At 53.5% G+C, this 24344-nt stretch carries 26 protein-coding genes and 1 pseudogene; 10 read left to right on the top strand and 17 right to left on the bottom strand.

Annotated elements, in window-relative coordinates:
* The first annotated feature begins 256 nt into the window (after positions 1 to 256).
* Together SPI6313_RS21855 and SPI6313_RS21850 are read left to right on the top strand one after the other, a co-directional pair.
* Entirely contained in the window at positions 257 to 1147 is an 891-nt protein-coding gene (locus SPI6313_RS21855; protein ID WP_072622894.1) for a Wzz/FepE/Etk N-terminal domain-containing protein, read from the top strand.
* Between the two features lie 37 nt (positions 1148 to 1184).
* Positions 1185 to 3125 carry a polysaccharide biosynthesis protein gene (locus tag SPI6313_RS21850; protein ID WP_072622893.1) on the top strand — a complete coding sequence of 647 codons (1941 nt, stop codon included), beginning with the start codon at positions 1185 to 1187 and terminating at the stop codon, positions 3123 to 3125.
* A 25-nt stretch (positions 3126 to 3150) separates the two neighbouring features.
* Here the strand turns inward: SPI6313_RS21850 and SPI6313_RS21845 are convergent, their stop codons facing one another.
* The 3 genes from SPI6313_RS21845 to hisH form a co-directional block, all read right to left on the bottom strand.
* Positions 3151 to 3894, bottom strand: coding sequence for an ABC transporter ATP-binding protein (locus SPI6313_RS21845; protein WP_072622892.1), 744 nt, complete (start codon positions 3892 to 3894; stop codon positions 3151 to 3153).
* The gene (locus SPI6313_RS21840; protein WP_072622891.1) at positions 3895 to 4737 is read right to left on the bottom strand and encodes an ABC transporter permease; all 843 of its coding nucleotides are present in this window, start codon (positions 4735 to 4737) and stop codon (positions 3895 to 3897) included.
* Between the two features lie 83 nt (positions 4738 to 4820).
* Positions 4821 to 5459 (bottom strand): imidazole glycerol phosphate synthase subunit HisH, encoded by a 639-nt coding sequence (hisH, locus tag SPI6313_RS21835; RefSeq protein WP_072622890.1) that lies wholly within the window; start codon positions 5457 to 5459, stop codon positions 4821 to 4823.
* 78 nt (positions 5460 to 5537) lie between these two features.
* Here hisH and SPI6313_RS21830 point away from each other — a divergent pair, with 78 nt between their 5' ends.
* Together SPI6313_RS21830 and ctpB are read left to right on the top strand one after the other, a co-directional pair.
* Positions 5538 to 5969 (top strand): NUDIX hydrolase, encoded by a 432-nt coding sequence (locus SPI6313_RS21830; RefSeq protein ID WP_072622889.1) that lies wholly within the window; start codon positions 5538 to 5540, stop codon positions 5967 to 5969.
* Positions 5970 to 6194: 225 nt separating this feature from the next.
* Positions 6195 to 7529 carry a carboxyl-terminal processing protease CtpB gene (gene ctpB / locus SPI6313_RS21825; RefSeq protein ID WP_072622888.1) on the top strand — a complete coding sequence of 445 codons (1335 nt, stop codon included), beginning with the start codon at positions 6195 to 6197 and terminating at the stop codon, positions 7527 to 7529.
* 243 nt (positions 7530 to 7772) lie between these two features.
* On the opposite strand, the gene SPI6313_RS21820 is transcribed toward ctpB, so the two are convergent.
* From SPI6313_RS21820 to SPI6313_RS21810, 3 genes are all read right to left on the bottom strand, one after another.
* On the bottom strand, positions 7773 to 9977 hold the full coding sequence (locus SPI6313_RS21820; RefSeq protein ID WP_072622887.1) for a lytic transglycosylase domain-containing protein: 2205 nt from the start codon (positions 9975 to 9977) through the stop codon (positions 7773 to 7775).
* An 86-nt stretch (positions 9978 to 10063) separates the two neighbouring features.
* A complete protein-coding gene (locus tag SPI6313_RS21815; RefSeq protein WP_072622886.1) occupies positions 10064 to 10786 on the bottom strand; it encodes a DUF2232 domain-containing protein in 723 nt (240 codons plus the stop codon).
* Positions 10787 to 10993: 207 nt separating this feature from the next.
* Complete coding sequence (locus SPI6313_RS21810; RefSeq protein WP_072622885.1) at positions 10994 to 11509, bottom strand: peptidylprolyl isomerase; 516 nt, start codon at positions 11507 to 11509, stop codon at positions 10994 to 10996.
* Between the two features lie 270 nt (positions 11510 to 11779).
* On the opposite strand from SPI6313_RS21810, the gene SPI6313_RS21805 reads away from it, so the two are divergent.
* Positions 11780 to 12043, top strand: coding sequence for a hypothetical protein (locus SPI6313_RS21805; protein ID WP_072622884.1), 264 nt, complete (start codon positions 11780 to 11782; stop codon positions 12041 to 12043).
* Here the strand turns inward: SPI6313_RS21805 and SPI6313_RS21800 are convergent.
* The 4 genes from SPI6313_RS21800 to SPI6313_RS21785 form a co-directional block, all read right to left on the bottom strand.
* Positions 12011 to 12400: a DUF4346 domain-containing protein gene (locus SPI6313_RS21800; RefSeq protein WP_072622883.1), complete on the bottom strand. Its 390-nt coding sequence runs from the start codon at positions 12398 to 12400 to the stop codon at positions 12011 to 12013. The two genes, SPI6313_RS21805 and SPI6313_RS21800, sit on opposite strands and share 33 nt — an antisense overlap.
* A gap of 71 nt (positions 12401 to 12471) precedes the next feature.
* On the bottom strand, positions 12472 to 12666 hold the full coding sequence (locus SPI6313_RS21795; protein ID WP_072622882.1) for a hypothetical protein: 195 nt from the start codon (positions 12664 to 12666) through the stop codon (positions 12472 to 12474).
* A 74-nt stretch (positions 12667 to 12740) separates the two neighbouring features.
* Positions 12741 to 13718: a YegS/Rv2252/BmrU family lipid kinase gene (locus SPI6313_RS21790; RefSeq protein WP_072622881.1), complete on the bottom strand. Its 978-nt coding sequence runs from the start codon at positions 13716 to 13718 to the stop codon at positions 12741 to 12743.
* An 83-nt stretch (positions 13719 to 13801) separates the two neighbouring features.
* Positions 13802 to 14224: a YraN family protein gene (locus SPI6313_RS21785; protein WP_084669159.1), complete on the bottom strand. Its 423-nt coding sequence runs from the start codon at positions 14222 to 14224 to the stop codon at positions 13802 to 13804.
* 177 nt (positions 14225 to 14401) lie between these two features.
* Here SPI6313_RS21785 and SPI6313_RS21780 point away from each other — a divergent pair, with 177 nt between their 5' ends.
* Entirely contained in the window at positions 14402 to 14857 is a 456-nt protein-coding gene (locus tag SPI6313_RS21780; RefSeq protein WP_084669226.1) for a pentapeptide repeat-containing protein, read from the top strand.
* Positions 14829 to 15749 carry a chemotaxis protein CheW gene (locus SPI6313_RS22570; protein ID WP_217650705.1) on the top strand — a complete coding sequence of 307 codons (921 nt, stop codon included), beginning with the start codon at positions 14829 to 14831 and terminating at the stop codon, positions 15747 to 15749. Before SPI6313_RS21780 ends, SPI6313_RS22570 begins: the two co-directional genes overlap by 29 nt.
* 278 nt (positions 15750 to 16027) lie before the next feature.
* Here SPI6313_RS22570 and rpiA read toward each other — a convergent pair whose 3' ends face one another.
* Together rpiA and SPI6313_RS21765 are read right to left on the bottom strand one after the other, a co-directional pair.
* Positions 16028 to 16732 (bottom strand): ribose-5-phosphate isomerase RpiA, encoded by a 705-nt coding sequence (gene rpiA, locus SPI6313_RS21770; RefSeq protein WP_072622880.1) that lies wholly within the window; start codon positions 16730 to 16732, stop codon positions 16028 to 16030.
* 173 nt (positions 16733 to 16905) lie between these two features.
* A complete protein-coding gene (locus SPI6313_RS21765; protein ID WP_072622879.1) occupies positions 16906 to 17352 on the bottom strand; it encodes an RNA recognition motif domain-containing protein in 447 nt (148 codons plus the stop codon).
* A 725-nt stretch (positions 17353 to 18077) separates the two neighbouring features.
* Here SPI6313_RS21765 and SPI6313_RS21760 point away from each other — a divergent pair.
* Together SPI6313_RS21760 and SPI6313_RS21755 are read left to right on the top strand one after the other, a co-directional pair.
* On the top strand, positions 18078 to 18260 hold the full coding sequence (locus SPI6313_RS21760; protein WP_072622878.1) for an NblA/ycf18 family protein: 183 nt from the start codon (positions 18078 to 18080) through the stop codon (positions 18258 to 18260).
* 338 nt (positions 18261 to 18598) lie between these two features.
* On the top strand, positions 18599 to 19480 hold the full coding sequence (locus tag SPI6313_RS21755; RefSeq protein ID WP_072622877.1) for a universal stress protein: 882 nt from the start codon (positions 18599 to 18601) through the stop codon (positions 19478 to 19480).
* A 31-nt stretch (positions 19481 to 19511) separates the two neighbouring features.
* Here the strand turns inward: SPI6313_RS21755 and SPI6313_RS21750 are convergent, their stop codons facing one another.
* The gene (locus SPI6313_RS21750; RefSeq protein WP_245788948.1) at positions 19512 to 20714 is read right to left on the bottom strand and encodes a serine/threonine protein kinase; all 1203 of its coding nucleotides are present in this window, start codon (positions 20712 to 20714) and stop codon (positions 19512 to 19514) included.
* Here SPI6313_RS21750 and SPI6313_RS24175 point away from each other — a divergent pair.
* Positions 20691 to 21519 (top strand): IS1 family transposase gene (locus SPI6313_RS24175; protein ID WP_217650704.1). Its coding sequence is split into 2 segments (ribosomal slippage): positions 20691 to 21041 and positions 21043 to 21519, totalling 828 coding nucleotides; the frame shifts between segments, so codons are not numbered across the junction. The two genes, SPI6313_RS21750 and SPI6313_RS24175, sit on opposite strands and share 24 nt — an antisense overlap.
* Here SPI6313_RS24175 and SPI6313_RS24560 read toward each other — a convergent pair.
* The 4 genes and pseudogenes from SPI6313_RS24560 to SPI6313_RS21720 form a co-directional block, all read right to left on the bottom strand.
* A pseudogene (locus SPI6313_RS24560) lies at positions 21451 to 21936 on the bottom strand (protein kinase domain-containing protein); the annotation flags it as partial. The gene SPI6313_RS24175 and the pseudogene SPI6313_RS24560 sit on opposite strands and share 69 nt — an antisense overlap.
* 118 nt (positions 21937 to 22054) lie before the next feature.
* The gene (locus tag SPI6313_RS21730) at positions 22055 to 22510 is read right to left on the bottom strand and encodes a hypothetical protein (protein ID WP_072622874.1); all 456 of its coding nucleotides are present in this window, start codon (positions 22508 to 22510) and stop codon (positions 22055 to 22057) included.
* Between the two features lie 42 nt (positions 22511 to 22552).
* Positions 22553 to 23704 (bottom strand): anhydro-N-acetylmuramic acid kinase, encoded by a 1152-nt coding sequence (locus SPI6313_RS21725; protein ID WP_072622873.1) that lies wholly within the window; start codon positions 23702 to 23704, stop codon positions 22553 to 22555.
* A gap of 84 nt (positions 23705 to 23788) precedes the next feature.
* Positions 23789 to 24337, bottom strand: a complete 549-nt coding sequence (locus SPI6313_RS21720) for an FKBP-type peptidyl-prolyl cis-trans isomerase (protein ID WP_072622872.1) — start codon at positions 24335 to 24337, stop codon at positions 23789 to 23791.
* Positions 24338 to 24344 lie beyond the last annotated feature (7 nt).

Here is a 24344-nt window from a genome sequence, read left to right as displayed (position 1 = left end):
TTTACGTCAGACAGGGGGTAAAGTTCCCCAGGGGACAAGAAGGCTGCGGGGAAGGAACTGAGATCGTGAAGACCGTCAAAGCTCGCTTCAATAGGAAAGTTTAAATCGTAACACTTGTGAAACCATACCGGATCTCTGCTCAAAGGGGAAGGGGGAAATGTCAAAATAGCAGATTCAACGCTGACCCAGCTTGAGAACCGGCAGGGTCAGGGTATGCTATGCCTAGATTTCAATCTCTCTGGCATTTTCTGAAACTATGGTGATGAATCCGGAACAGTCCCCAGTTTATGATGACGATGAAATTTCTCTAGTTGATATTATTCGGTTTTTTCAGCGTCGCTGGCGCTTGATCGGTGTGACGACGCTAGTGGTGGCGATCGCGGCTACGGCGACAACAGCCTTGCAAGCCACCACCACCTATCAACAAACAATCACGCTTGGGGTTGAACCCGATCCCTTGGATAGCCTGTTGACTCAATTAAACCCGGTTGAAACCCCTCGCCCAGCCCCTAAAACCCTGAGTCAAATTGGTCAGTGGACTGTGACAGCAGTGGGGACGGTGACACCAGATGCAGTAAGTATTAGTGCCGCTCCCTATGATGCCACGAGCAATACGATCGCCCTCACCCTGACGGCTGCCACTGCACCACCGTTAGAGGATCAGACAGAACCCCTGATGGCAGCATTAGCGATCGCGTGGCAAGACCCTCTGAATGAGAGAATCACCGATGAATTGAGAACGCTGGCTGTGCAGGATGCCCAGGTAAAGCAAGCGATCGCCAAGTTGGATGCGGCGATCGCCGTGACTCCCCCCGACAATATTGCTCGTCGCACAGCCCTCGAAACACAACGGGCAGAACTCCTGCGAGCCGAGGCTACACTGTCCTTTCAACAAGGATATTTCCAAGATATTCAGGACGATCTCGCTGACAATAGTGTGGAATTTTTGCCGCTGACTGTGATTGAGGAGTCGGAGATTAGTGCAGTGCAGCGATCGCCCCTCCAGATTGTGATCCTCTCCCTCATTGCTGGGTTTATGGTGGCTACCCTGGCGGCCATTCTGCTTGAACAATGGCCGCGCTTACAAGCCGAACTAGCGGCGCAACAAGACGAGAAACCTAAAGCGGGGGGAGTGCGTCCGGAGTGATGTACAGTGCTAGGAACAATTACGGGATGTGGAATTGATGGGGAAACGAGTTCGCCTACCGTCGGTCTATCGTTTAGCGCATTTTGGCTTAGATGGGTGCGTCGCCTGGCTGATGTGCTTAGTGGCATTTTGGGTCAGGTTTGAGGGTCAGATCGCCCCCCCCCATGTCACCCTGGCCTGGGTGTTACCGTTGGTGGCCATTCCCGGACGGTTATTCACCCAAACTTGCTTTGGCCTCTATCAGCATGTGTGGCGCTTATTTTGCCTCAAAGACTTCATTCGTCTCCTGAATGCAGTGACGTTTTACTCGCTGCTGGTCATCACCCTGACGCGCTTAATTTTGCCGCGTCTGGACATTACCCAAACCGGAATTCCATTGGGAGTGGCGGTGATTGACTGGAGTTTTTGTTTGATGGGGATGGTGGTGCTACGCTATGCGCGGCGGCGTTCGGTGCAGCAACCCTTTAGGCGACAGGCGACGCATCATCGCCGCACTAAATCAGTACAGCGGGTGCTGTTGATTGGTGCAGGCCAGGCCGGGGCGCTGGTGGTGCAGGAAGCGCGGCAAAATGCGGATTTAGCCCTAGAGATTGTCGGGTTTGTGGATGACGATCGCACCAAAGTCGGCCGCACCGTCGAAGGCGTGAAGGTCTTGGGCACAACTGCGCAGCTTGTGGAGATTGCCCAATACCATGGCGTTGCCGAAGCCCTAATCACGATTCCGTCTGCCCATCCTGACCAGATCCGGCGGATTTTAGCCTTGGTCAACTCAACCCCGCTCACCCTCAAAATCCTGCCCGGCCATGCGGAACTGCTGCGCGATCGCTTCCTCACCCCCCAAGCCCGCGAGATCCAAATTCAAGACATCCTGGGCCGGGCAGAAATCAACCTGGACTTTGGCGAGGCCTTTAACGCTCAACTCCCCTCCGCCCGCCAGCAAATTGAGCAGCGCACCGTTCTCGTCACCGGAGCGGGCGGCACGATCGGCTCGGAAATTTGTCGCCAAGTGGCCACCCTGCGACCTCACCAAATTTTGCTCTTGGGGCGCGGTGAAAATAGCATTTTCACCATTGAACAAGAACTACGGCGCACCTTCCCCGACTTGACGCTTCAACCCTTGATTGCTGATATTCGCCACCGCGATCGCATGACTGCCCTCCTGCACCAGTGGCGACCGGAGATTATTTTCCACGCCGCCGCCCATAAGCATGTGCCGCTGATGCAGCAGAACCCCACGGAAGCTCTGGAAAATAATGCGATCGCCTCCGCCGATCTTGCCCGTCTCGCCACCGAAGTCGGGGTGAAAACCTTTGTGATGATTTCCACCGACAAAGCCGTCGAATCGAGCAATTTTATGGGTCTGAGCAAACGCCTCGCGGAACTCTTGGTGCGCTCCTTTGCAACCACCGGGACAACACGCTTTTTGGTCGTGCGCTTCGGGAACGTCCTCGGCAGTCGCGGCAGTGTCGTCCCCATCTTTAAAGCCCAAATTGCGCGGGGTGGCCCCGTCACCGTCACCGATGCCGCCATGACCCGTTACTTTATGACCACCCCCGAAGCCTCGCAACTAGTGATTCAAAGTTTGGCGGTGGGTCAATCGGGACAAATTTTAGTACTAGACATGGGCGAACCCGTGAATATCTACGATCTTGCTGAACAGATGATTACTCTGGCGGGCTTCACACCGGGTCACGACATTCCGATCGCCATTACGGGGCTACGGCCAGGCGAAAAACTCCATGAATCGCTCTTCAACACCAGTGAGCAGGTTCTCTCGACAGCACACCCCAAAATCCGCGCCGCCTCTAGTCAATTCCCCACCCTCGACAGCAGCAAAGCGATCTATCACAAGCTCCAGCAGGCAACTCAGCACCCCCAGTATTCTGAGCAAGAACTGTGGCAATTGGCTCAACAATGCCGCCTGGATCTAGAAGCCCACCTCATTGACCAAGGCTCTCAAATCCTGTCGTCACCCTAGTGTCCGGTGGCGGTAGCCATGCTGATTAGGGTGGAGCAATACCGTCAAGGTACTGATCCACAATGTCCTTCGCATCACCCGCCGCTTGAATCGAGCCGTTGGACAGAAAAATACAGCGATTGCAGGATTCGCGAATAAAGTCCATCGAGTGGGAGACCACGAGAACGGTAACGTGATCTTGCCAAAACGCATCTAACCGCTTTTGGCATTTGCGCATAAAGCTTTCATCGCCAACGGAAAGGACTTCATCCAGGATCAAGATATCGGGGTGAACATCGGTGGCGATCGCAAACCCCAACCGCGCCGTCATCCCCGACGACAACGCCTTCACCGGCGCGAGATAGTAATCATTCAATTCCGCAAAATCTAAGATGGAAAACGCCCGCTGCTGCATCTCGCGGCGGGAAAATCCCAACATCACACCATACATCACGATATTATCGAACACCGATAATTCCACATCAAACCCCGCCCCCAACTCAATCAAAGGCGCAATATTACCCCGCACCCGTAACGTGCCGTGGGTGGGTTCTAAAATGCCGCTGATCACCTTCAGTAAGGTGGATTTTCCAGAGCCATTGGGGCCAATAATGCCGAGTTTATCTCCCCGTTCAATCACCAAGTCAATCCCGTCTAAAACGAGCTTGCGTTTTGGACGATTAAACTTTCCCTCTAGCACTGACAAGACTGTTTTTTTTAAGTCATAGGAAAACTCTTCTTGAGTGCGTCGCCAAAGGGAGACTTGATCCAGTCGAATCACTTCCTGCATTTACAATAAGTCCATAAAACGGGGTCGCCACCACCGAAAGCAAAGCCAGCCCATCAGCAGAAAGAGCAAGCCATACATCAAGCTCAGGAATACCTCAATGAGATTTGGCCCGCCTAGGTTTTGACCATAGCCCCAGATTGTGATCACTCGACCATCTAAGGCAATATCGCGAATGCTATCGATGATATCAATTAGGGGGTTTAAGGTCAAAAAGGGTTCGATAGCGTCAGGGATAATATCTTTGGGATAAAACACGGGGGAACTAAACCACAACACAAAAGTGACAAGTTCGTAGAAGTAAGGGAGATCTCGAAAAAAGACAAACAAGGCACTCACAAAGAGGCCAATTCCCGTGCAGACTAACACCAGGGAAACCAAGGGAAGCATGAGGGCTAGAACGTTTAAAATACTGTGCGATCGCACAAAGGTGACAATCGCTAACAGCGGAAACATCCCTACAGAAAATTGAAAGACATTCGAGGCAATCATGGCGACCGGAAACACACTCACCGGCAGCTTAATCTTATTCAGTAAAACACCATTTCCCACCACGCTAACCAAGGCTTGGGAGGTTGACCCGGAAAAGAAATGAATTACGCTCAACCCCGTAAAGGCGGCAAGCATATAGTCAACTAGAGAATCTCCATAATAAGACGAAAACACATCACCAAAAATCGCGGTGTAAATGCCGGTCATAATCAGAGGATTCAAAAGTGACCAATAGACCCCCAAGAGCGACCCCCGATATCGTGCTTTTAAGTTACGTTGAACCAACACATATAGAAGTTCCCAATACCGCTGTACCTCAGTTAACTGTGAGGTTTTTTTGAGCGAGATCGCCATAGGCCTCAATAAATCTTAGGAGGGTATTGTATCTTGACGGTGGAACCTTTGGCGAGTTTCAACAACAGAGGGAATGGGACGGCTCAGGACACCAATGCAGCAGTTTTAACCTGACGCACGAAGTTCGCCAGCAATTTTAATCCGGCGGTGGAGGATTTTTCGGGGTGGAATTGAACAGCGGTGATGTTTTGGGTGGCGATCGCTGCCGTCACCACTTGCTGCCCATGTTGCACCGTGGCCGCGCAGACCGCCGGATCAACGGGATCAACATAGTAGGAATGGACAAAATACACATAGGGCGATGGATCTAACCCTTGCCAACTCCAATGGTGGGGCTGGGTGAAGTTCAGGGTATTCCAGCCCATGTGGGGAATCGTTAAGCCGGGTTCGGGGCGAAAACGGCGGACATAACCGGGGATAATCCCTAATCCCGGTTCAATGCCTTCCTCTGACCCTTCAAAAAGTAAGTGGAGACCGAGACAAATGCCTAAAAAGGGCTTGCCGGCGGCGATCGCATCACGAATCGGCCCCTCCAAGGAACGCGATCGCAAATGCTGCACCGCTGGATCAAACGCCCCCACCCCCGGCAAGACGATCGCATCCGCCCCAAGAATTTCTGTCGCAGCACTGGTCACCACCGTTTGCGCCCCGGCTTCCGTCAACCCCTTACAGGCCGAGTGCAAATTCCCCATGTCGTAGTCAATCACGGCAATCGTCGCCATCTTCAAAATTCCTCAACGCTATTGCCTATGATTTAGGCATCCTAACCATCCATCTTAAAGGGACTCTTTCCTCTCGTCATGGCAAAACCGGAAGTAGCGATCGCGATCATCCCATCCCAAGACCACTTTCTCATGCAACTGCGGGACAATGTGCCCGGCATTGCTGCCCCCGGACAGTGGGGCTTTTTTGGCGGCCACCTCGAACCGGGAGAAGACCCCGCCACCGCCCTCAAACGGGAACTCTACGAAGAAATTTGCTATACCCTCACCAATCCCCCCGTTAAGTTTGGTGAATATCCCGATCAGCACGTCCAGCGCCATATTTTTGTCTGCCCTCTGACGGTTCCCCTCGATCAGCTTGTCCTCCAAGAGGGGTGGGATTTAGGACTAGTCAGCCCAGCCGCTATTCGACAAGGGGAGCAATACTCTCCGGTCGCGCAGGAAGTTCGTCCCCTCAGTGTGCTTCACCGTCAAATTTTGTTAGATTTTATGGAGAGTCAAAGAAGTTGAGAAACTGTCTATATTCCCTCGTCAAGGTAAATTCTGAGTAAGTTTTTCCGCATTTGTTTAAGCCATAGACTGGGCGAACGTTCAGACAATCAGAAAACTGGCTGATTCGTTCACTACGCCCTGAAGCTCTTGATTTATCCTGAGAATTAGCCTGTACCCGCCCCTGTGCGGTGATATTGGGCTACTCTTGCTCGATTCCGCCCCCTTCTTCGTCAAGTCGAGATTATGAACCGATCTGCCTTTAAACCCTCCGCCTTTTTGCCTTCTTTCCTCCTCAACAGTGCGATCGCGACCTTAGCCACCGCCTCAATGCTGGCCCCTGGCATTACCCCCGCAGTGGAGGCTGCTCTGGAGGATAGCCCCAAAGTGGTTATTGATGAAGTTTGGCAGATCGTCAACGACGAGTTTGTGGGCACAGACTTCGACATGAATGCCTGGCAGGCCACACGCCAGGAACTCCTCGGCCGACAGTATTTATCCCAAAACGATGCCTATACCGCCATTCGGGACGCGCTCAAACTCCTCAATGATCCCTACACCCGCTTCCTAGACCCCAGTGAATATTCTGACCTCACCAATCAAACCTCTGGCGAACTCTCTGGGATTGGGGTTCAACTCACAGTTGATGAACAGACCAGTTCATTAAAGGTGATTCAACCCCTAGAAGATTCACCGGCAGCGGCGGCAGGTATTGAGGCGGGCGATCGCATTCTCCGCATCGACAATCGCCCCACGGCCCTGATGACCGTCGAAGAAGCCAGCGAAATCCTGCGCGGCGAAGAAGGCAGCACCGTGCGCTTACAACTGGTTCGCCCCCAAAAAGGCCTGTTTGAAGTGACAATCCAGCGGGCACAAATTGAGGTTCCCGTCCTGCACTACAGCCTCCAACAGGAAGGCAACCTCAGCATTGGGTATTTACGTCTCGATGAGTTTAGCTCCCACGCCGCTGAACAAATGGAGAAGGCGATCACGGCCCTGGAAGCCCAAAACGCCCAAGGCTTCGTCCTCGATCTGCGGGGCAATCCGGGGGGATTGCTGTTCGCCAGTGTGGATATTGCGCGGATGTGGATGGAAACTGGCATGATTGTCCGCACGGTAGATCGTCAAGGGGGCGATCGCCAATACAGCGCCAACCGTACTGCCCTGACGGAACTGCCCCTCGTGGTGCTCGTGGATCATTACTCCGCCAGTGCCAGTGAAATTCTCGCCGCCGCGTTGAAAGACAACGGCCGGGCAATCCTCGTCGGCAGCCGGACCTACGGCAAGGGAACCGTCCAATCCGTCCATCAACTTTCCGATGAATCCGGCCTCGCCGTCACCATCTCCCGCTACTATCCCCCCAGCGGTATCACCATCAACAAACACGGTGTCACCCCCAATATTGAGGTGGATCTCAGCCGTGATCAGCAACGCCTCCTGCGGGCGAATCCGTCCATCCAAGGAACGCAGCGAGATCCCCAATATCAACGGGCGATCGCAGCCCTCCAAGAAACCTTTTTTGGCATGACCGTTCCGGCTCTGCCCGCACCGATCACCCTCAACGGTCAACAGCCTCGTTAGTCCCCAAAATCCCGCCCAATCCTGATCATTCCCATCAATCCGGGCAGGACAACGAGCGAGAAGCTCGCACTCCATCAGATTCCAGGAAAGGTAGTGTGAGCCTCCGGCTCACTCATCCCCATTCCAGTTCAAGACAACTCCCCATTCCAGTTCAAGACAACTCCCCATTCCAGTTCAAGACAACGAGCTAGAAGCTCGCACTCCACTGGATTCCAGGCAGGGGCGTTTGGGGTATCGCGCCGATTATTCGGTGATTTGATCGACGATTTCGGGACTGTAAACCCGTAGATAATTCCAATAATTGCCAAACACAGATTCCACATAGCCCTGGGTTTCGCCGAATGGAATTTCCTCGACAAACTGATCCCCATCGTTCAAGCCGAACCGCTGCACCCATTGACTAACATTGCCCGGTCCCGCATTGTAACTAGCGATCGCCAGCATCGAATTACCGTCATACTCCCGATGGGTATAGTCCAAAAACCACGTCCCCAATTGAACATTATCATCCGGGTCAATCAGTTGATAGTCACCCATCCCGCTTTGTTCAGCCACCCATTCCCCCGTTTCCGGCATCACTTGCATTAAGCCGATCGCCCCCGCCGATGACCGAATATCCGTTTGAAAGCGGGACTCTTGGCGGATGAGAGCAATGACCAAGAGGGGATTGAGTTGACGCTCTTGAGACCATTTAAAGACGGTTTCACTAAAGGGAAACGGAAACAGGGTTTGCCAATAGTAGTCCTCGTTGCGCAGGGCTTGCCATTGGGCTTCGTCTTCTGGACTGTCGCGCTCTTTGAGGCTCCAAATGTCCGTAATGCCTCGGATGTAGTCCCCTAGGGCGACCTTAATCATGCCTTCGGTGAATTGCTCATTCACCGTTAAATCGGCTTGATCGCCGTAATGGAGGGTGGTGCGATCGCCCATTTCCCCATACCACACCATCTGGGCATCGTGATCCTGACCCAATTGGTACAGTTCTTGAAACAGGGCCGATCCGGCCGGGGGAAGCGGTCGCACCGTGGGAAGGGTGATCCGAGGAGACAGGGCGCGCACCGTCGTGAAACTGCCCACATCCAAGCCGAGGAGAGAGGCCGATCGCCAGGCATAGTAAGACTCTGGATACTGGGTCAGGACATAGCGATAGGCATCGTTCGCATCGTCCGTGCGTCCCAGTTCATTGGCCCATTTCCCCACCCAAAATGCAGCTTTGGGCGCGAGGAGATGTTTTGGGTCATTGAGGGCGATGGGATAGGCCCATTTCCATGCATCACCATAGTTACCGGCTTCGGCTTTGGCCTGGGCCTGCTGCCAACGATAGCGGAGGGCCGCATCGGAGTTGGGATAGCGATCCAGGAGGGCTTGACGAGCTTGGCCGGCGGCATTGCCCCGGCGCAATTCCTCTAAGCGATCCGCTTTATTCACGAGGGCGGTGGGGGCGTGCTCCGGAAATTGGCGGATCACCTGGTTGAGGTGGGGAATGGCATCTTCGGCACTGGACAGACGCGCGAGGTGCAACAAGCCTTGGCCGGTGTCTTCGGCATCTCCGAAGGTGTTGGCGAGGTTTTGATAACTGATTTTTGCTTCGCTGCTTTGACCTGAAATATCTTGGCCGCGGGCAATGCGGTAGAGATTTTGGGCGGTGCGGGGGGCACGACGGTAGGCGCTGGCGGCGTTGCCATAGCGCCAGGCTTGCCAATAGCCATCGGCGATCGCTTGCCAATCGGTCGGGGTGAGTTGATCGGCGTAGTTTTCCACGAGATAATCGCGCAATGGATCGGTTTCAGCACTGCCGCTGTCGTAGCGCACAAGGAATAAGAGTAATTCCGGCTGCTGAAGTTGGCCATCCAGGCGATCGCGCACCATTTGATGCACCGCCGGATGGTAAGGGTACTCGGCGATCGCCCGCTCCCAATCGGCCGGTTCAGTCTCACCGAGCTTCACCAATGCCTCTCCCACGATCACAGAATCAGGATATTGCTCCACTAACGCCTTCAACGTGGCGGTGGCCTGTTCAGGGTTGTTCGTCAGTGCATAGCCCCGCGATCGCTTCAGCAAAATCGCCGGAGCCAGCACCGGATAGTCTGTTTCCAAGCCATCCAACAACCGTAACGCTCGCCCTCCTTCAAGTTCCGTCAAGAGATCAATCGCCAGCAGATAACGAGCACGGTACTGCTCAATCCCATGACCAGCCTGAGACACCAGACGCTCCAACGCTGGGCGACGGTCTTCTACGGACTGACTCACCAGAGGCAACACCTCCGATTGTTCATCGAGCGGTTTTTGAGCAGATTTAAACGGAGATGGGAGGGAGAATCGAGGCAGTCCTAACGTCGTAAACCATCCCTGCTGTTGGGCCCAAAGGATGCTGCCGCCTAACAACACAAGACCCACAACAACCCCAGAGCTTATGGTGAGTAAAGCTTGCCAGGTGCGACTTTTTGCCATACGAAATTTCTGTTTTTCACACTTCTAGACATCTTGACATAATCCTGCTGTTACGGTGTGCTCTCGATTAGGATTTTTTCGGTCTCTTAGTAGTCATAATCGAACAGAATTTGAATCCACTTGGGAGGGCGAGGAATAGGGGTTTTGAGGCGATCGCACATCAGCAACGCCACGAGATGCACCGTGAACAGATAGATCGCACTATTCACCAGCAGGAGCGCGATCGCCGCAATTTCCACCCAGACCCGTTCTGGCTGCGTCAACAACCCCAGCCGCATCACCACCCAATCCGCCCAGGTCGTCACCTGATTAATCACATACACCCATAAATTTTCCCCCAGCAAAATCGACAACAACCAAAACCGAAACAAAAACCCCAGCGTCCCCAACAACGTCCCCAACAGAATCGACCAATACCAACTACTCCCCCGCCGCCACATCATCCCTAGCTGCACCCCCATCAAACCGTAGGGCATCACATACAAAATACTCCGCGTCGGCCCCATCAACACCGACAGCAACATCCCCGATACCAAGGCCGCCATCCAAGCCGCCCGCCGTCCCCGCCGCAAATACACCAGCGCGATCGGAATCGGAAAAAAGATTCGCAAAATCGGCCCCAAGGGAAAGTAATAATTAATCAGCCAAATCAAACTCGCGGCACTGGCTAAAAAGGCCGTCTCCACCATCACCAACGGCGTGCGAGCCGTGTCGGATGCTAAAGAGAGTACAGGGGAGTCCGGTGGAGTGGGGGACCTATCCTCGTCCAAATCCACCCAATTCACATCATCGCTGGTGTTGTGTGTCATGTTCAGTACGTGAATGAGGGCAGACAGGGAATGGGGCGGCTCACGCGGGTCGTGGGTTCATCGAGGGGAAGTGCAATGACTTAGAGTGCTCCACAGCAAAAATTATCCAATTCGTGCAGACTGAGCGAAGTCGAAGTCAAACGACCGGGGTTCGACTTCGCTCACCCCTCACACAGTATTTTGAATATTTATTTTGCTGGAACACGCTTAAAGTTGGCCACAGTCTTCAATCACGACCTTAGCGCGGGGACTGCCGCTGTTGGTTCCCAACCCTTCGAGTTGCTTCACCACATCCATGCCATCGATGACTTGACCAAACACCACATGCTTACCATCAAGCCAGTTGATCACCACGGTAGTGATGAAAAATTGCGAGCCGTTGGTGTTGGGACCAGCGTTGGCCATGGAGAGTAAGCCGTCGCGATCGTGTTGGAGGGTGAAGTTTTCGTCCTTAAACTTGCGTCCGTAGATGGATTTGCCGCCTGTGCCGTTGTGGTTGGTGAAGTCTCCACCTTGGCACATGAAGTTAGGAATAATGCGATGAAAGACGCTGCCCTTATAGCCGAAGCCCGGCTCATTGGTGCAGAGTTGGCGGAAGTTTTCTGCTGTTTTCGGGACAACATCGGCAAAGAGTTCAAAGGTGATGCGACCCAGTGATTGACCATTGACAGACACATCAAAAAAGACTTGGGGATTTTCGGGGCTTTTGACTGGATTATCCATAGGGTTGATGTCTCTACGCTTTTTGTCTTAGGGATTTTAGCACGGGCATGGCTACCTCGATAGCCGCTGAACTCGTTCGTGTGGGGTGGAGATGCAGCGATCGCGCCGAACAACCGACCCATTCGGTGGGGAACTCTTTTCGCCTCAGACTGTCCAGGAGAAGACCCCGGCCCCAGGCTTCAGGCCGGCTGAAGCGAACGGGGAACGCCTGCTAGTATGAAGGCTTGTGCGCCTTTATCTAGGGCTGTTTTTCACTCATTTTCAAGCGCTATGAAACCTCAAACTATTGCACTGTTTACGGCGACCCTGTTGCTCGTAATTGGCTCTAACTGCCTCAACCCGAATCAAAGCGAGGCGACACTGTCCAATGCGATCGCCACGGAGACCCTCGATCTGCGTAGATCGGATTTTGGCTCAGGGGGCGATCCACGTCTTCTCGCGCTCCTGTATGAAGCCAGTATTGTCGATGTGGCCACCAAACGCGGCGAGTTCAACACCGCCCTAATCTTGAACATAGTCCGTGCCTTGGATTAAGGCCAATTCTGCCCGCACGAACTCCCGCCCCAAATACAGGGCGTGATCTAAATAGGACAGCGGACAGGGTTGGGCCTGTTCTGTGATTTTGATGCCCAACTCTTTCGCGGTGCGGCCTTTAAACACCTGGGTGGGGACGCGCTCGACTTTGCCCCGCACGGGTAACGGTTTACCGGTTGCCGGGTCGAGGGCTAACCCTTTTTCGCTGATCGTGTTGGTGTAGTGGGCGGCGCAAATTAGGCCGGCCTCTCGTTCGAGAAAAATCAGAAAATACCCGTCCGGATCAAGCTCAATAAAGCGTTTGGAGAGTTGATCGTCTAAAGCAGCGAGATCCGCTGCACTGATTTGTGTGGGCATTAGAGTAAAATTCCGCAATTCAATGGTTCAGAGGGCCTATTGTAGCGGCTTCGCTCACGGAAGGGTGGGGGTTAGCCGCGCAGGGCTTTTTGGAAGTTTTTGCGGTAGGACTTGTTGACGATTAGGAGGGCGGGCCAGAAGAGGGCAAGGGTAACTTTACTGACCAGACTGGCTTGGAAGTTGGTGCGATCGTAGCCCTTCCAAAATTTCCAAATGCCCCAGCCATAGGCCACGAGCAGCAAAAAGGTTATGACAACAGGTTTCATGGGTCGCAAGAGGGGTAAAGGTGAGTATCGTTACGTTTGCAATTTTAATCGCTTATCCTTCGGTTCTTGTGACTTTACTTGGAGGATGAGTCGGTGGATTTGGGTGTGATGTTTAAATCAGGCAGGCCAGACAGGTCTTCGGCTTGGGTGGGGGCTTTTTCGGTGGGCAGGATGAGGGTGAGGCCGTTGGGAATGCAGTCGATGGTGATGGGGGTTTGGCCGGCGAGTTCGCCGTCGATGACAACGTTTTGGGGGGGATCGGTGGTGATCGTGAGGCGGCGGGTGCGGAAGTAGCCGATGTCGTTGCGTTCGGCGGGACGGTTTTGGATCGCAGTTTGGAGGAGGTGCTGAGAGGCAGCGATCGCACTCGCCCAATTGACCGGCGCGATGATCGTGACATCAAGCAAGCCATCATCGGGTAATAATTCCGCTGGCCCTTGGGCAAAAATCGAGGTCGAGGGCGCAATATTGGCCACTGTCACCGCGATCGCTGTCACTGAAATCACCCGCTCCTCAGTTTCCAATTCCACCTGAAACGGGTCAAGTGTCCGCAGTTGTTGCACCCCCGAAAACCAATAGGCCAGAGCACCAAACTGGTCTTTGGCAGCGCGATCGGCTCCTGCCACCACATTGGCCTCGAACCCCACCCCCGCCAACAAAATCACCGGCCGCCCCTCACTGCACCCCACATCCACCGCCTGGGTCAACCCTTCACGGATCACCGCACAGGCCGCCACGGGATCATTGGGAATATCAAAGGCCGCCGCAAACGCATTCGCTGTCCCCCTCGGAATTATCCCCAGGGGAATTTCCGTGTTAATCAATTCCCCCGCTACCTGGGACACCGTACCATCACCCCCTGACGCGATGATCAGGTCGTAGCCTTCGGTTTTGGCTTGCTTGACGCGATCGCGGGCACTGATGTCGGGAGTGGTTGAGTAAATGGTGAGATCAAAATGGGGATCTAACTGCTCGGTGATGATGGCGCGATCGCGCTCTGCATCCCCTTGGCCCGATGCCGGGTTAAAAATCAAACAGGCTTTTGTTGACATCAACCCTCGCTTGTGGTGTTTGGTTGTCGGTCTTGAACCGAGGCTCAAGGCTGATCGCCGTGAGTTGTCGCGATCGCCCCGGCCTAACTCAAGATTCCTTCAAGATAATCGTAAATGCTGAATTGATCCGCCACCTGGGCCGGGGTTAACGTGCCATGAATCACCCCACGATACTGCACTAACGCCAAGTCAAACCGACAGGGAACAGTGCTGTATTGGGGAAACTCGCCTAAAAAGAGTTCGGCTGTTTTCCAGAGTTGGGCCTGTTTGTGGGGGGTGATGGCGAGGAGGCCGTGATGATCCCAGTTGCGATCGCCCCGCGTCTTCACCTCCACAAACACTAGGGCCTGATGATTGGGTTCTTGCGCCACCAGATCCAACTCCCCCCAACGACACCGCCAGCGGTGGTGTAACACTCGCCACCCTTGGGACTGGAGCCACTGTTGAGCGCGAATTTCGCCCCAATATCCGGCCCAATAATCCTGCTGTTTCTTTGGTTTGCCCATGGGTACATCCCTCCTCCGTTGCATCACAATCTCGCTCCGTCCAAACTGAAAGAACTCTAGCGGAGAACAATGATAGGATCGCAATAAAACCTGATGAGCATCTGTGTTGAAACCGTCATGATTATGAAACGTTTGGGGTTAAAACTTCGCCGCATCGCCGCGTTTGGGCTGGGTCTGATGATGCTAGTGATGCTCTGGGGTGCGATCGCTCCCACTGCCGCCGCCACTGACTATAACAATCGCTTTTTAAACGGGGTCGATTTTTCCGGCCAGGATTTGCGCGATTCTCAATTTAAAAGTGCCGATGTGCGCCAGAGCGATTTTAGCCACGCCAACCTCGAAGGGGTAACCTTTTTTTCCGCCAACATGGATTCGGTGAACCTCGAAGCCGCCAATCTTCAGTTTGCCATGCTGGGATCAGCCCGCTTGACCCGTGCCAACCTCCACAATGCCAATCTGGAAGGGGCCTTGGCCATGGGAGCACGGTTTAACGGAGCCAACATTGACGGGGCAGACTTTACCGATGTGTTGCTCCGTGAAGATATTCAAATGGAACTATGCGATCGCGCCACCGGCACCAACCCCAGCACCGGCCGCGCCACCCGTGACACCCTACTCTGCGACTATCTCTAATGCGATGAACACCACCGCACCCACCCCAGAGCAAGACCGCATTTTGCAGCAAGCACGGGCCGGAGACCCCCAGGTCATCGCACGGCTTCTCAATTACAAGCTCAATCCTGAAGGGATTAACGCTAAAGTCACTTGGAGCAAAAGCCGTCTCCAGATCGACCTCTCCGCTGCGGAGTTTCCCCAGCCCCAACGCTGCACCCAAATCATCGAACGGGGCTTAAAAAAACTGCAAATCCCCGGATTGAGCCAAGTTGAAGTCATCGGCAATCTGTCGGAACAGTCCCAACCCCTCTGGCGACAAACCCTCTCCCTCGCCAGTACCGCCCTCGCGATTGATTTGGCCGCCTGGTTAGAATCCGGCTCCTCCCTTCAGGATGCGGTGGTGAATTTACCAGCGGTCTCCTCGCGTCGGAGTGACATAACTCCCCTCCCCCACCCCGAAGCACAAGAGCAAAAATATCTTAATTTTCAACTGGGCATCGAAAACCCCGCTCTCCTACCCGTGGAGTCGATTCAAGAGGTGCTGTATTTAGCGATCGCCCATGTCCTCCCCGTCCCCGACATGCCCGATTGTGTCTTGGGAATTTATAACTGGCGCGGCGAAATGCTCTGGATCTTAGACCTCAACCATCTCCTTGGCCTCGGCGGTCTCGATCTCGAATCCCTCTCCACCGTCACCGTGATCATCCTCAAATTCAGCACCCATTTACTTGGAGTCATGGTACAAACCATTGACGAAATCACCCCCTACGATCCCACCCTCCTCCAACCCCCTGACGGTCTTTTTCCCCCCGAACTCGAACCCTACATCACCGGCTATCTCCGCGAAACCAGCAGCATTGTCCTCGACTCTGAAGCCATTTTCCACGCCCCCATCCTCCAACGTCGCTAAGCCCGGAACACCAGGGGGAGCACTCCGCAAAGACCCCAAGGGGCTTATGGAGGTTAACTATTTAATCCGGTAATTGAAAAAGGCTCTAAACCTCTAGCGAGCAAGATGCTCGCATTACGGAATTACCGGATTATTTCCGTAAGTTTCATTAGCCCCTTGTCTGTCACAAAATCGGTGTGTGGGCTAGGGCTGCAACAAACGCATTGCATCGCAGCCCGTCCAGTTTCAGGCAATGCTGGACAGCCGAGCTATCCCACACCCGTAGCGCAAGGCTGAGGCTAGAACTCTCGGACGCTGGCCTGGCCGTCTTTCACTTCGCCCACAAGCACCAAGTCGGTGCAGTTGACGAACAAGCCATTTTCCAAAACACCGGGAATATTATTCAGGGTTTTTTCTAAACCGGCGGGGTCGGGGATGTCGTCAAATTTCACATCAATGACGAGATTTCCTTCATCGGTCACCACGGGGCCGGCTTTTTTCACGCCCATACGCAGTTCGGGTTTACCGCCTAGGGCAGCGATCGCCCGCATCACCGGAGTCATCGCCATGGGAATAACCTCCACCGGCAGCAAAAACGTTGAACCTAGGCGATCGACTAACTTCCCTTGATCGACCACCACGATAAACATCTCCGCCAAGGTATCAACAATTTTTTCGCGGGTATGGGCTGCGCCGCCCCCTTTGATTAAATTTTTCTGGGGATCAACTTCGTCCGCCCCATCGATCGCCACATCAATTTTGTCCACAGCATCCAAGCTCGTCAGGGGAATGCCATATTTTTTGGCCAACACTTCAGCCTGAAAAGAGGTGGGAATACCGACAATATTCGTCAGGTCACCGCTGGCAAGGCGATCGCCCAAGGATTGAATCGCAAACGCGGTAGTTGACCCTGTACCTAACCCCACAATTGAATTGGATTGAACCCGTGCGGCGGCAGCTTTGCCTACCTCCTGTTTCATCACTTGAACGGGATCGGTCGTCATACCATTACTCCTGATTAGTCGCATCAAAAACCGTTCCCATAATCCCACGAAACCGGGATCAATACGTTGAGATGGGGGGTGCGATCGCGCCCCATCCCCATCGCTCACAAAAAAAGGCAAGGAACCCACGTCCCTTACCCGAATGAACTCAAATAATTAAAAGCGTGAATCGCTCAAGAACTGCTGGTTTGAGCAGACAGCATTTCTTTCAGTTTCGCCAAATCATCCGCCCACCGGGGATCAGGTTGCACAGAACCACCGCTTGAACTGGACGTAGTAGCCCGCTTTTTCGCAGCGGGGGCGCGTTTCGGGCTGGGGGTTGGGGTGCTGCTGCTGGTGCCGCCCCCTTCCTTTTCTACCTTCGCTTTTTCACGGGGCAACGCTTTCTCAATTTTGAGCGTGCTTTCCATAAACGCTTGACCATTGTGCTTTTCAATCACTTGGTCTGCCATTTCATCCGTCGGCACGGTCACAAACGCAAAGCCCCGACATTTCCCAGTTTTGCGATCTTTAATCACCTTCGTCGAAACTTCTTCCCCAAATTCCTCAAAAATGGCGTGCAACGCTTGGCGATCCACAGATTCTTTCGGCAAATTGCCAACATAAAGGCGAATAGACATAAGTTATTATCTCCGGATATGAATAAACGAAACGAACAAAACCGCCCAGTCACAGGCTGTGGACTTGGGCTAAACCGTAACACCGCTTTGCACGGGGAGCATGGGACGTAAATGAATTGAAGTGATGTTGTGCTCCCAGCCCATGATGATGCGATCGCGAATTTTTTGCCAAAATAATACTGATTAAACTGCCGACAACACGGCTAAGAGCTTTCAGGCATACAACAGCTAGATTGTATAACAACGTCTACTCTGGGCAGGGAATGACCTGTTAACTCCTGCATAACTGACAGGCCAGATACAATTTACTTTTTTTTGTTGGCTCCACGATTAATTATTACAGAATGTTTACACAATTCGTCAAGTTTTCTCCGATCTTCTCTGCAAACGCCCCCGGAGTTTTGAGATTAACCCCAGCCCTAATCCGTCCAAACGGGCAGTATACCCAGCCCTGAACCCCTTTCCTCTGTCGTCCAGTCCTCCTCAACATTCTTTCAGAGTTTGTGTTCAGTTTGAGCGGTTATCCCTGGGGAAAGTCGCTAAAACGTGCATAACACGAACAGCCACCGCCCTCGCCCATGGGTCAGAATTGGAGAAATCACAAAACGGTATCAATATTGACTGGCATTTTTGTCAAGCCTTTGTTATGTTTTGTAATATCATCACCAATTCGCTTTGCTGATTGGGATGTCAGTTCAACGTCTTTATGTCGTTTGGAGGTCACTATGTCCAAGCCCATCGATCTATCTTTGGAGCAACAATTCAACATCCGCACGTTCGAGACTCAAGTTAATCAGATGAGTCGTGAACAGGCCCAAGAATTCTTGGTCAACATGTATCGCCAAATGTTGGTGCGTGAAAACATGTACAAAGAGTTTCTGCGGCACGAATGGGGGATTGGAGCCTAGCTGACAAGATCCCCAGGAACGGCGAGGCCGACCTCAGTTCTCTTGCACTGTCCACAGCGGAAAATGCTAGGGACGCGGGGCGCTCCCTCAGACCGTTACTCTCAACCGTGACCCGACGGGTAACCCCCCAATCACAACCCTCTCATCCCCAGCAGAAGATTAGGCTGTGATTTCTCTGGGAGCATCCTTTCTCGCCACCGGCGGTGCTGCGCCGATCCCTTTACTCCTCACCCTTGTGCGATCGCACCTCTTCTGCACCATTGTGTTAAGCAAGCCACAGCGAAATTCAACAAGCATAGGATAATGAAAGGAAGCTGACCCTTCACCCGCTCCCGCTTATGTTTGAACGTTGCCTGGTTTGCACTGATTTTTCAGATGGTTTACATCGTCTGATCCATTTTGTTCCTGAGTTAGCGGCGAGCGGTTGCCAACAGATTGTTTTTGTCCACACTGTGCCCTTTTGGGACGAATGGGGCGTGCCACGGGTGGATCACGAAAAAATAGATCAGGCTCGAACCCGGCTACTAGCGGCAACGATGGATTGTCCTGCTGACACTGAGGTGCAGATTGAAGTGGTGTCCGGTAAGCCCACTGAAACCATCCCTAAGTTGGTAGCCCATTACCACAGTCAAGTGGTTATGCTGGGAACCCCGACCCGCAGCTTGGCACAAGAAACCATTTTTGGCAGTACCACGGTGGGGTTAACCCGCAGCCTCACACAACCCCTGATGATCCTGCGCCCGCAACTGATTTCCACCTACACCCGCGAAGAGCTAAGCCTCCGCTGTCAACACCTCTGGCGCTATCTTTTAATTCCCTACAATGGCAGTGAAGCCGCACAGTATTTGATTCAAGAACTGAAAACCATCCTCCCGCAGAACGATCAGCAGCGTTTGCAAGCCTGTTTGTTGGTGTGGGTGATCACAGAAAGCGGTGGCCGACGGGAGTTTCGCTACGAGGTTGAGGAACAAATGGCCCAGGAAAAACTAGCAGATGTTCAGGCGGAACTGGAAGCCTACGGCTTGCAGGTGGAAACGGTGGTGCGTTCGGGAGACCCGATGGATGAGTTGAATGATGTGGCGCTGGAGTTTGATATCAGTGCGATCGCAACAGCCTATGTCAGTCGAGGCGCGTTAATGGATTGGACTGCTCCGAGCTTTGCCAACGAAATCTTGCGCCATAGTTGGTTTCCCGTCCTCTTCTTTTCACCTCAAGAATAAGCCCCTGCGTCAGTGATGCGATCGCCTGGGGTCAATAAGGGGGACGGGTGGAAACACTATTGTGGTTCGCTTCGAGCTTCATCAGGATTTTGGGCTTCAACTTTTCGAGTTCCTGCCGGAGCAAACCTTTACTCATCGCCGCTTGACCCGCGTCGGGAATGCCCTTGCTAATTTGCACCCAATCTTGGAGGCGTTGGCATTGTTCGGGGTCAATGGTGGTGGTGGTTACATGTTCGCAGCGGGCAGGATTTTCCAGGGCGAAAAACAAAACCCGATAATGGCCAATTTCACCCAGTAAGCGCGTCACTTGCTGACCCATGGGGGTTTTGAGGTCAAGATAACAGGGCAACCAACGCGCTCCGTGCTGACGGTTGTAAAGCACCGTTAACCACAACAGCATCGGATGGGGAATGGTGGAAAAGAGAAACTGATTATACCGAGTGCTGGAGCGTCGGTTAACAATGTCATTTAATTCCAGCATCACCCAGAGGGAGGCAACGGCATCGCTTTCAGAGCGGATGATTTGGGGAAAAACAATTTTTTGGCGCGGTTTATTGCTGGGCCATTGTTTACTCCAGCAAGCATTTTCGATCGTGGAGGGGATACTAGGGGTGGTTGAGGTTGCGGCGGTGGTGGCGATCGCATCCAATTGCGCAATTTTCTGCGATCGGTTGAATTCCACCTCCATCGGTTCAATCAGTTGCAAAATCTCCTGCACCGACTGGGGACGATGCTCCGGGTTTTTCGCCAAACACCGCATCACCAACTGGCTCAACTCCGGCGGAATTTTTAACTCCGGGCGCAGGGGCAACGGTCGGAATTCGTGGTGCGCCTTGTACCAGCCCCCAAAGGAATTATTTTCCGGCAACAGGGGCATATCCCGCGAGAGCATCTCGTAGAGCGTCACCCCCAGACTGTAGATATCCGAGCGATGATCTAATTCTTTCCCTTCCATCTGTTCCGGCGAACAGTAGGCCAACGTCCCCATAAAAGAATGGGTTTGATCCCGGTTGGCTTCGATTAATTTCGCAATCCCAAAATCCAGCAGTTTCACCAGTTCCCCGACGCTGGGATCTTGGGTGATGAGGATGTTACTGGGTTTAATATCCCGGTGAATGATTTGGCTGGGTTCCCCTTTAAATAAGAGGTAGTGCGTCAAAATGATGTGGGTTTGGTAAAGTAGAGGAATCGTTACCACTGCACTAAAACTATGGAATGTCGGCTCTGCGGTCATCCCAAAACCCACAAACACGGCAAAATGCCCAATGGTCATCAACGCTACTTCTGCCCTCACTGCCAGCAAACCTTTGCCGAGAGTTTTGACACCCTCTACTACTATCGCCATGTTACTCCGGAGCAGATTGAGCAAGTACTTCAAGCCCACAGTGAAGGCACTAGCTTGCGAGGAGTCAGCCGCATCAGCGGATTAGCCTATAACACCGTGGTCAGTATTATTCGTGCCGCCAGTGCTAAAGCTTTGCTGGTTCATAACGACCAAGTGCAGGGCGTGGAAACGGAGGACGTGAGTGCTGATGAGATGTGGTCATTCGTGAAAAAAAAACAAACAATGCTTGCCCGAAGAAGTTGAAGTAGGCGATTGCTGGATTGCGATGAGTTTGGCAGATTCGAGCGGGTTAATCTTGGCAGCACGAGTGGGGAAACACACCGATGAACTGATTGAAGAACTGGTGGTGAGCACGGAGGGAAAGACCCATTGCCAGCAATGGAATAGTGACAACTGGGGAGGATATGAGCGGGTACTGCCGCTGGAAATTGAGCACTACATTGGCAAAGACCAAACGCAACGGTTGGAGCGTACCAATGGAATTATCAGGCAGCAGACGGGTAGGTGGCATCGACGACAGAACAAGTTTGGCAAACTGTGGCAGCAGACAAAGGTGACGGTGCGTTTAGTGGTGAGTTATTTCAACTGGATCTGGCAGCACAGTCGCTACAAGAGCACGGCGGCACAACGAGCAGGATTGACTGACCATCGCTGGAGTTGGCAGGATATCCTCTCCTTCCCCACAATAATCTAATGCACTACCAAATAAGATGCCTTGGTGGGCGCAGTTCAGCCCCCGACACACTTGGCGCACAATACTCAAACACCGTCCGAAGGGAATGGCGTTGGCTTTGATCATGTCGCTGAGGTTTTCCCCTTGGAGAAACTCCATCACGTAGTAGGGCACATCATGGTCATCCACGCCGTAATCCTTAACGCGGACAATGTGCATCGTTTTTTCGGCCAGGAGGGCGCAAATGGTGGCCTCTCGCTCGAAGCGATCGCGCATCCGCTGATTTAACAGGGTCTGCGCCAAAAACTTGACTGCAACATTAACCCCGCCCAACAGCGTATCTTCCGCACGATAAACACGCCCCATCGCGCCTTTCCCCGCGAGTTCAACCAGATGATAGCGATTAGATAAGCGACGACCAAGGTTTGGGTCAGTCATAGTTACGATTCCCTTCTGAGAGCCATGGGTGATGGAGGTGGAATGGCTTCAGGCGCAGGCTAGCCTTTCCCCACCATTATGGCTTGATTTTCATACAGAATTTAGTAAATATACAGAGCTAACCTTGACGACGAAGGGTTGCTTCTAGGGTGGTGGTCATGGCATTCCCGACAAAAATACCACTAGAAAGCAGATAGGTTTGATCATCAAGGCGATATAGGCTCTCGAATCCGCTCTGTCGCTGGCTTTGGCGTTCATCATCGCTAATCACACGATAGGTTTGCACAATTGAGTCCGGTGCAACCCACCCTTCCCCTTCAATATGCCCAAAGACACTGTGTTGAAGGACGAAATTATAGAGGCGATCGCCTAAATCTAGACGGCCTCTGTACTGTAGGGTAATGGGTGGCTGCTCACTATTGGGAAAATCCAAGCGAGTCACCCAAGTAAACCAGTTTTCTTGTCCCCAGGCGATTAAGGTTTTGCCCTGAATTGGAATGGGTACACCACTGCGTTCTAACCAGTGACCTTTGAACGTCCAGCGTCCTTCCTCTAGCAGAAAGGTGTGAGACACGGCGCAATATTAGACGATAGGTTTTCATGCACCAGTATACCCTCAGGACTGACGGATGACGGGATGAATCTCACCGAGGGTACAGGCCTGCTTGGCTCCCGTGACGGCGGGGACATTGCCAGGACTGCCATCCTGCCAGCGCCAATAGGCCAGGACGGCAAAGGCGATCGCTTCTTTACTGCCGGAATCTACGCCGTGCTGATCCGTGGTTTCCACCCCAGCAGGGGCGAGGTGGTGGGCAAGGCGATCGCGCAGATAATGGTTACGGCTGCCGCCACCACAGAGAAGGATGCGATCGGGCGGGTGGGGTAAAAAGGTGCGGTAACTGAGGGCGACGGTGCGGGCGGTGAAGTCGGTCAGGGTGGCGAGCCAATCCGCATCACTGAGGCCGTGGGCTTGGGCCTGTTCCCAACAGTGCTGGAGGTAGTCCGGGCTGAAGAGTTCGCGGCCGGTGGATTTGGGGGGCGGTTGGTGGAAAAAGGGATGTTGCAGCCAGGTGTCGATCAGGTCAGCACAGGGTTGACCTTGGGCCGCCCATTGACCGCCAAGATCGTAGGTTTGTTGGTAATGGGTGAGTTGGGCGATCGCTAAATCGATCAGCACATTCCCCGGCCCGGTATCCCAGCCCATGATGTGGTGTTGCCAATCTGACATGTGGCGCGGCGGTAGATAGGTAACATTGCCGATGCCGCCGAGGTTTTGGATGCAGCGGTGCTCCGTGGGATGGCTGAGGAGGGCCACATCCAAACGCGACACTAGGGGCGCACCCTGGCCCCCCGCTGCCAAATCTGCGGCGCGGAAATTGCTCACCGTCGGCGTTTGGGTCAGTTGGGCGATTACTTCTCCCCGGCCCAGTTGGACGCTGTAGCCGAGGTGATCGCCCTGGGGAGGGCGGTGAAAGACGGTTTGGCCGTGGGAACCGATCAAATCCACGGGGCCGGTGCTGGCCTGGAGGTGTTGGGCCGCTTCGGCAAAGGCAACGGCGATCGCATCATCGAGGGTCGTCAACTGCGCCACCGTCAGGGGTTCCCCACCACAAACGGCGAGAATATGCGATCGCAGTTCTGGCGCGTAGGGGACAGTGATCCCCGCTTCGAGGGTGACGCAAATCTCCAGATCCTGCCCCTCAATCGTCACACAGGCCACATCAATGCCATCCACGGACGTGCCACTCATCAACCCCATCACCCGCATGCTGTTTTACTCCCGATTCACCTTAAACACCAGAATCCCTTTCGATGCAGACACCGAAAGGGATCGCGATCCAAACCAACGCGCTTACTGGGTCGCCAGTAATTTCACGTCAAAAATGAGCGTAGCATTGGGGGGGATCACGCCGCCAGCCCCCCGCGCCCCATACCCCAGATCCGGCGGAATGATCAGCTTGCGGCGTTCACCCACCTGCATCGATAACACGCCTTCGTCCCAGCCTTTAATCACTTGACCCACGCCAATTTTGAAGGAAAAAGGCGTGCCGCGATCGCGGGAACTGTCAAACTTTTGCCCATTTTCCAGCGTGCCCGTATAGTGAACCGTCACCCGTTTGCCCTTTGTGGGACTTGCTGCCCCTTCCGGTGCGGGGGTAATCACTTCATATTGCAAACCGGAATCCGTTGTCACAATGGTGCTGTCGCTCACAGGGGCTTCTTCCTCATCAAAAACAATGGTGGGGGCCGGAGCCGCCTCACGTTCCGTCAGTGTATCAGGGGTTGGCTGACTTTCAGCGGCGATCGCACTCGGCCCCGCCCCCAAACCCAACACCAACGAGGTGATCAAAACCACCGCACAGACAGCCATCACGCCAAAACTAATCCAAATTTCACGCATAAAAACT

The organism is Spirulina major PCC 6313 (genome assembly GCF_001890765.1).
GTDB lineage: Bacteria > Cyanobacteriota > Cyanobacteriia > Cyanobacteriales > Spirulinaceae > Spirulina > Spirulina major.
The sequence above is the reverse complement of the archived record's forward strand: the minus strand, read 5'-3'. Positions and strand labels throughout refer to the sequence as shown.

Coding starts and splice junctions, on each gene's coding strand:
- SPI6313_RS21855 (WP_072622894.1), top strand. CDS start 257: ATGGTGATGAATCCGGAACAGTCCCCAGTTTATGATGACGATGAAATT.
- SPI6313_RS21850 (WP_072622893.1), top strand. CDS start 1,185: ATGGGGAAACGAGTTCGCCTACCGTCGGTCTATCGTTTAGCGCATTTT.
- SPI6313_RS21845 (WP_072622892.1), bottom strand. CDS start 3,894: ATGCAGGAAGTGATTCGACTGGATCAAGTCTCCCTTTGGCGACGCACT.
- SPI6313_RS21840 (WP_072622891.1), bottom strand. CDS start 4,737: ATGGCGATCTCGCTCAAAAAAACCTCACAGTTAACTGAGGTACAGCGG.
- hisH (WP_072622890.1), bottom strand. CDS start 5,459: ATGGCGACGATTGCCGTGATTGACTACGACATGGGGAATTTGCACTCG.
- SPI6313_RS21830 (WP_072622889.1), top strand. CDS start 5,538: ATGGCAAAACCGGAAGTAGCGATCGCGATCATCCCATCCCAAGACCAC.
- ctpB (WP_072622888.1), top strand. CDS start 6,195: ATGAACCGATCTGCCTTTAAACCCTCCGCCTTTTTGCCTTCTTTCCTC.
- SPI6313_RS21820 (WP_072622887.1), bottom strand. CDS start 9,977: ATGGCAAAAAGTCGCACCTGGCAAGCTTTACTCACCATAAGCTCTGGG.
- SPI6313_RS21815 (WP_072622886.1), bottom strand. CDS start 10,786: ATGACACACAACACCAGCGATGATGTGAATTGGGTGGATTTGGACGAG.
- SPI6313_RS21810 (WP_072622885.1), bottom strand. CDS start 11,509: ATGGATAATCCAGTCAAAAGCCCCGAAAATCCCCAAGTCTTTTTTGAT.
- SPI6313_RS21805 (WP_072622884.1), top strand. CDS start 11,780: ATGAAACCTCAAACTATTGCACTGTTTACGGCGACCCTGTTGCTCGTA.
- SPI6313_RS21800 (WP_072622883.1), bottom strand. CDS start 12,400: ATGCCCACACAAATCAGTGCAGCGGATCTCGCTGCTTTAGACGATCAA.
- SPI6313_RS21795 (WP_072622882.1), bottom strand. CDS start 12,666: ATGAAACCTGTTGTCATAACCTTTTTGCTGCTCGTGGCCTATGGCTGG.
- SPI6313_RS21790 (WP_072622881.1), bottom strand. CDS start 13,718: ATGTCAACAAAAGCCTGTTTGATTTTTAACCCGGCATCGGGCCAAGGG.
- SPI6313_RS21785 (WP_084669159.1), bottom strand. CDS start 14,224: ATGGGCAAACCAAAGAAACAGCAGGATTATTGGGCCGGATATTGGGGC.
- SPI6313_RS21780 (WP_084669226.1), top strand. CDS start 14,402: ATGATGCTAGTGATGCTCTGGGGTGCGATCGCTCCCACTGCCGCCGCC.
- rpiA (WP_072622880.1), bottom strand. CDS start 16,732: ATGACGACCGATCCCGTTCAAGTGATGAAACAGGAGGTAGGCAAAGCT.
- SPI6313_RS21765 (WP_072622879.1), bottom strand. CDS start 17,352: ATGTCTATTCGCCTTTATGTTGGCAATTTGCCGAAAGAATCTGTGGAT.
- SPI6313_RS21760 (WP_072622878.1), top strand. CDS start 18,078: ATGTCCAAGCCCATCGATCTATCTTTGGAGCAACAATTCAACATCCGC.
- SPI6313_RS21755 (WP_072622877.1), top strand. CDS start 18,599: ATGTTTGAACGTTGCCTGGTTTGCACTGATTTTTCAGATGGTTTACAT.
- SPI6313_RS21750 (WP_245788948.1), bottom strand. CDS start 20,714: ATGACCGCAGAGCCGACATTCCATAGTTTTAGTGCAGTGGTAACGATT.
- SPI6313_RS21725 (WP_072622873.1), bottom strand. CDS start 23,704: ATGCGGGTGATGGGGTTGATGAGTGGCACGTCCGTGGATGGCATTGAT.
- SPI6313_RS21720 (WP_072622872.1), bottom strand. CDS start 24,337: ATGCGTGAAATTTGGATTAGTTTTGGCGTGATGGCTGTCTGTGCGGTG.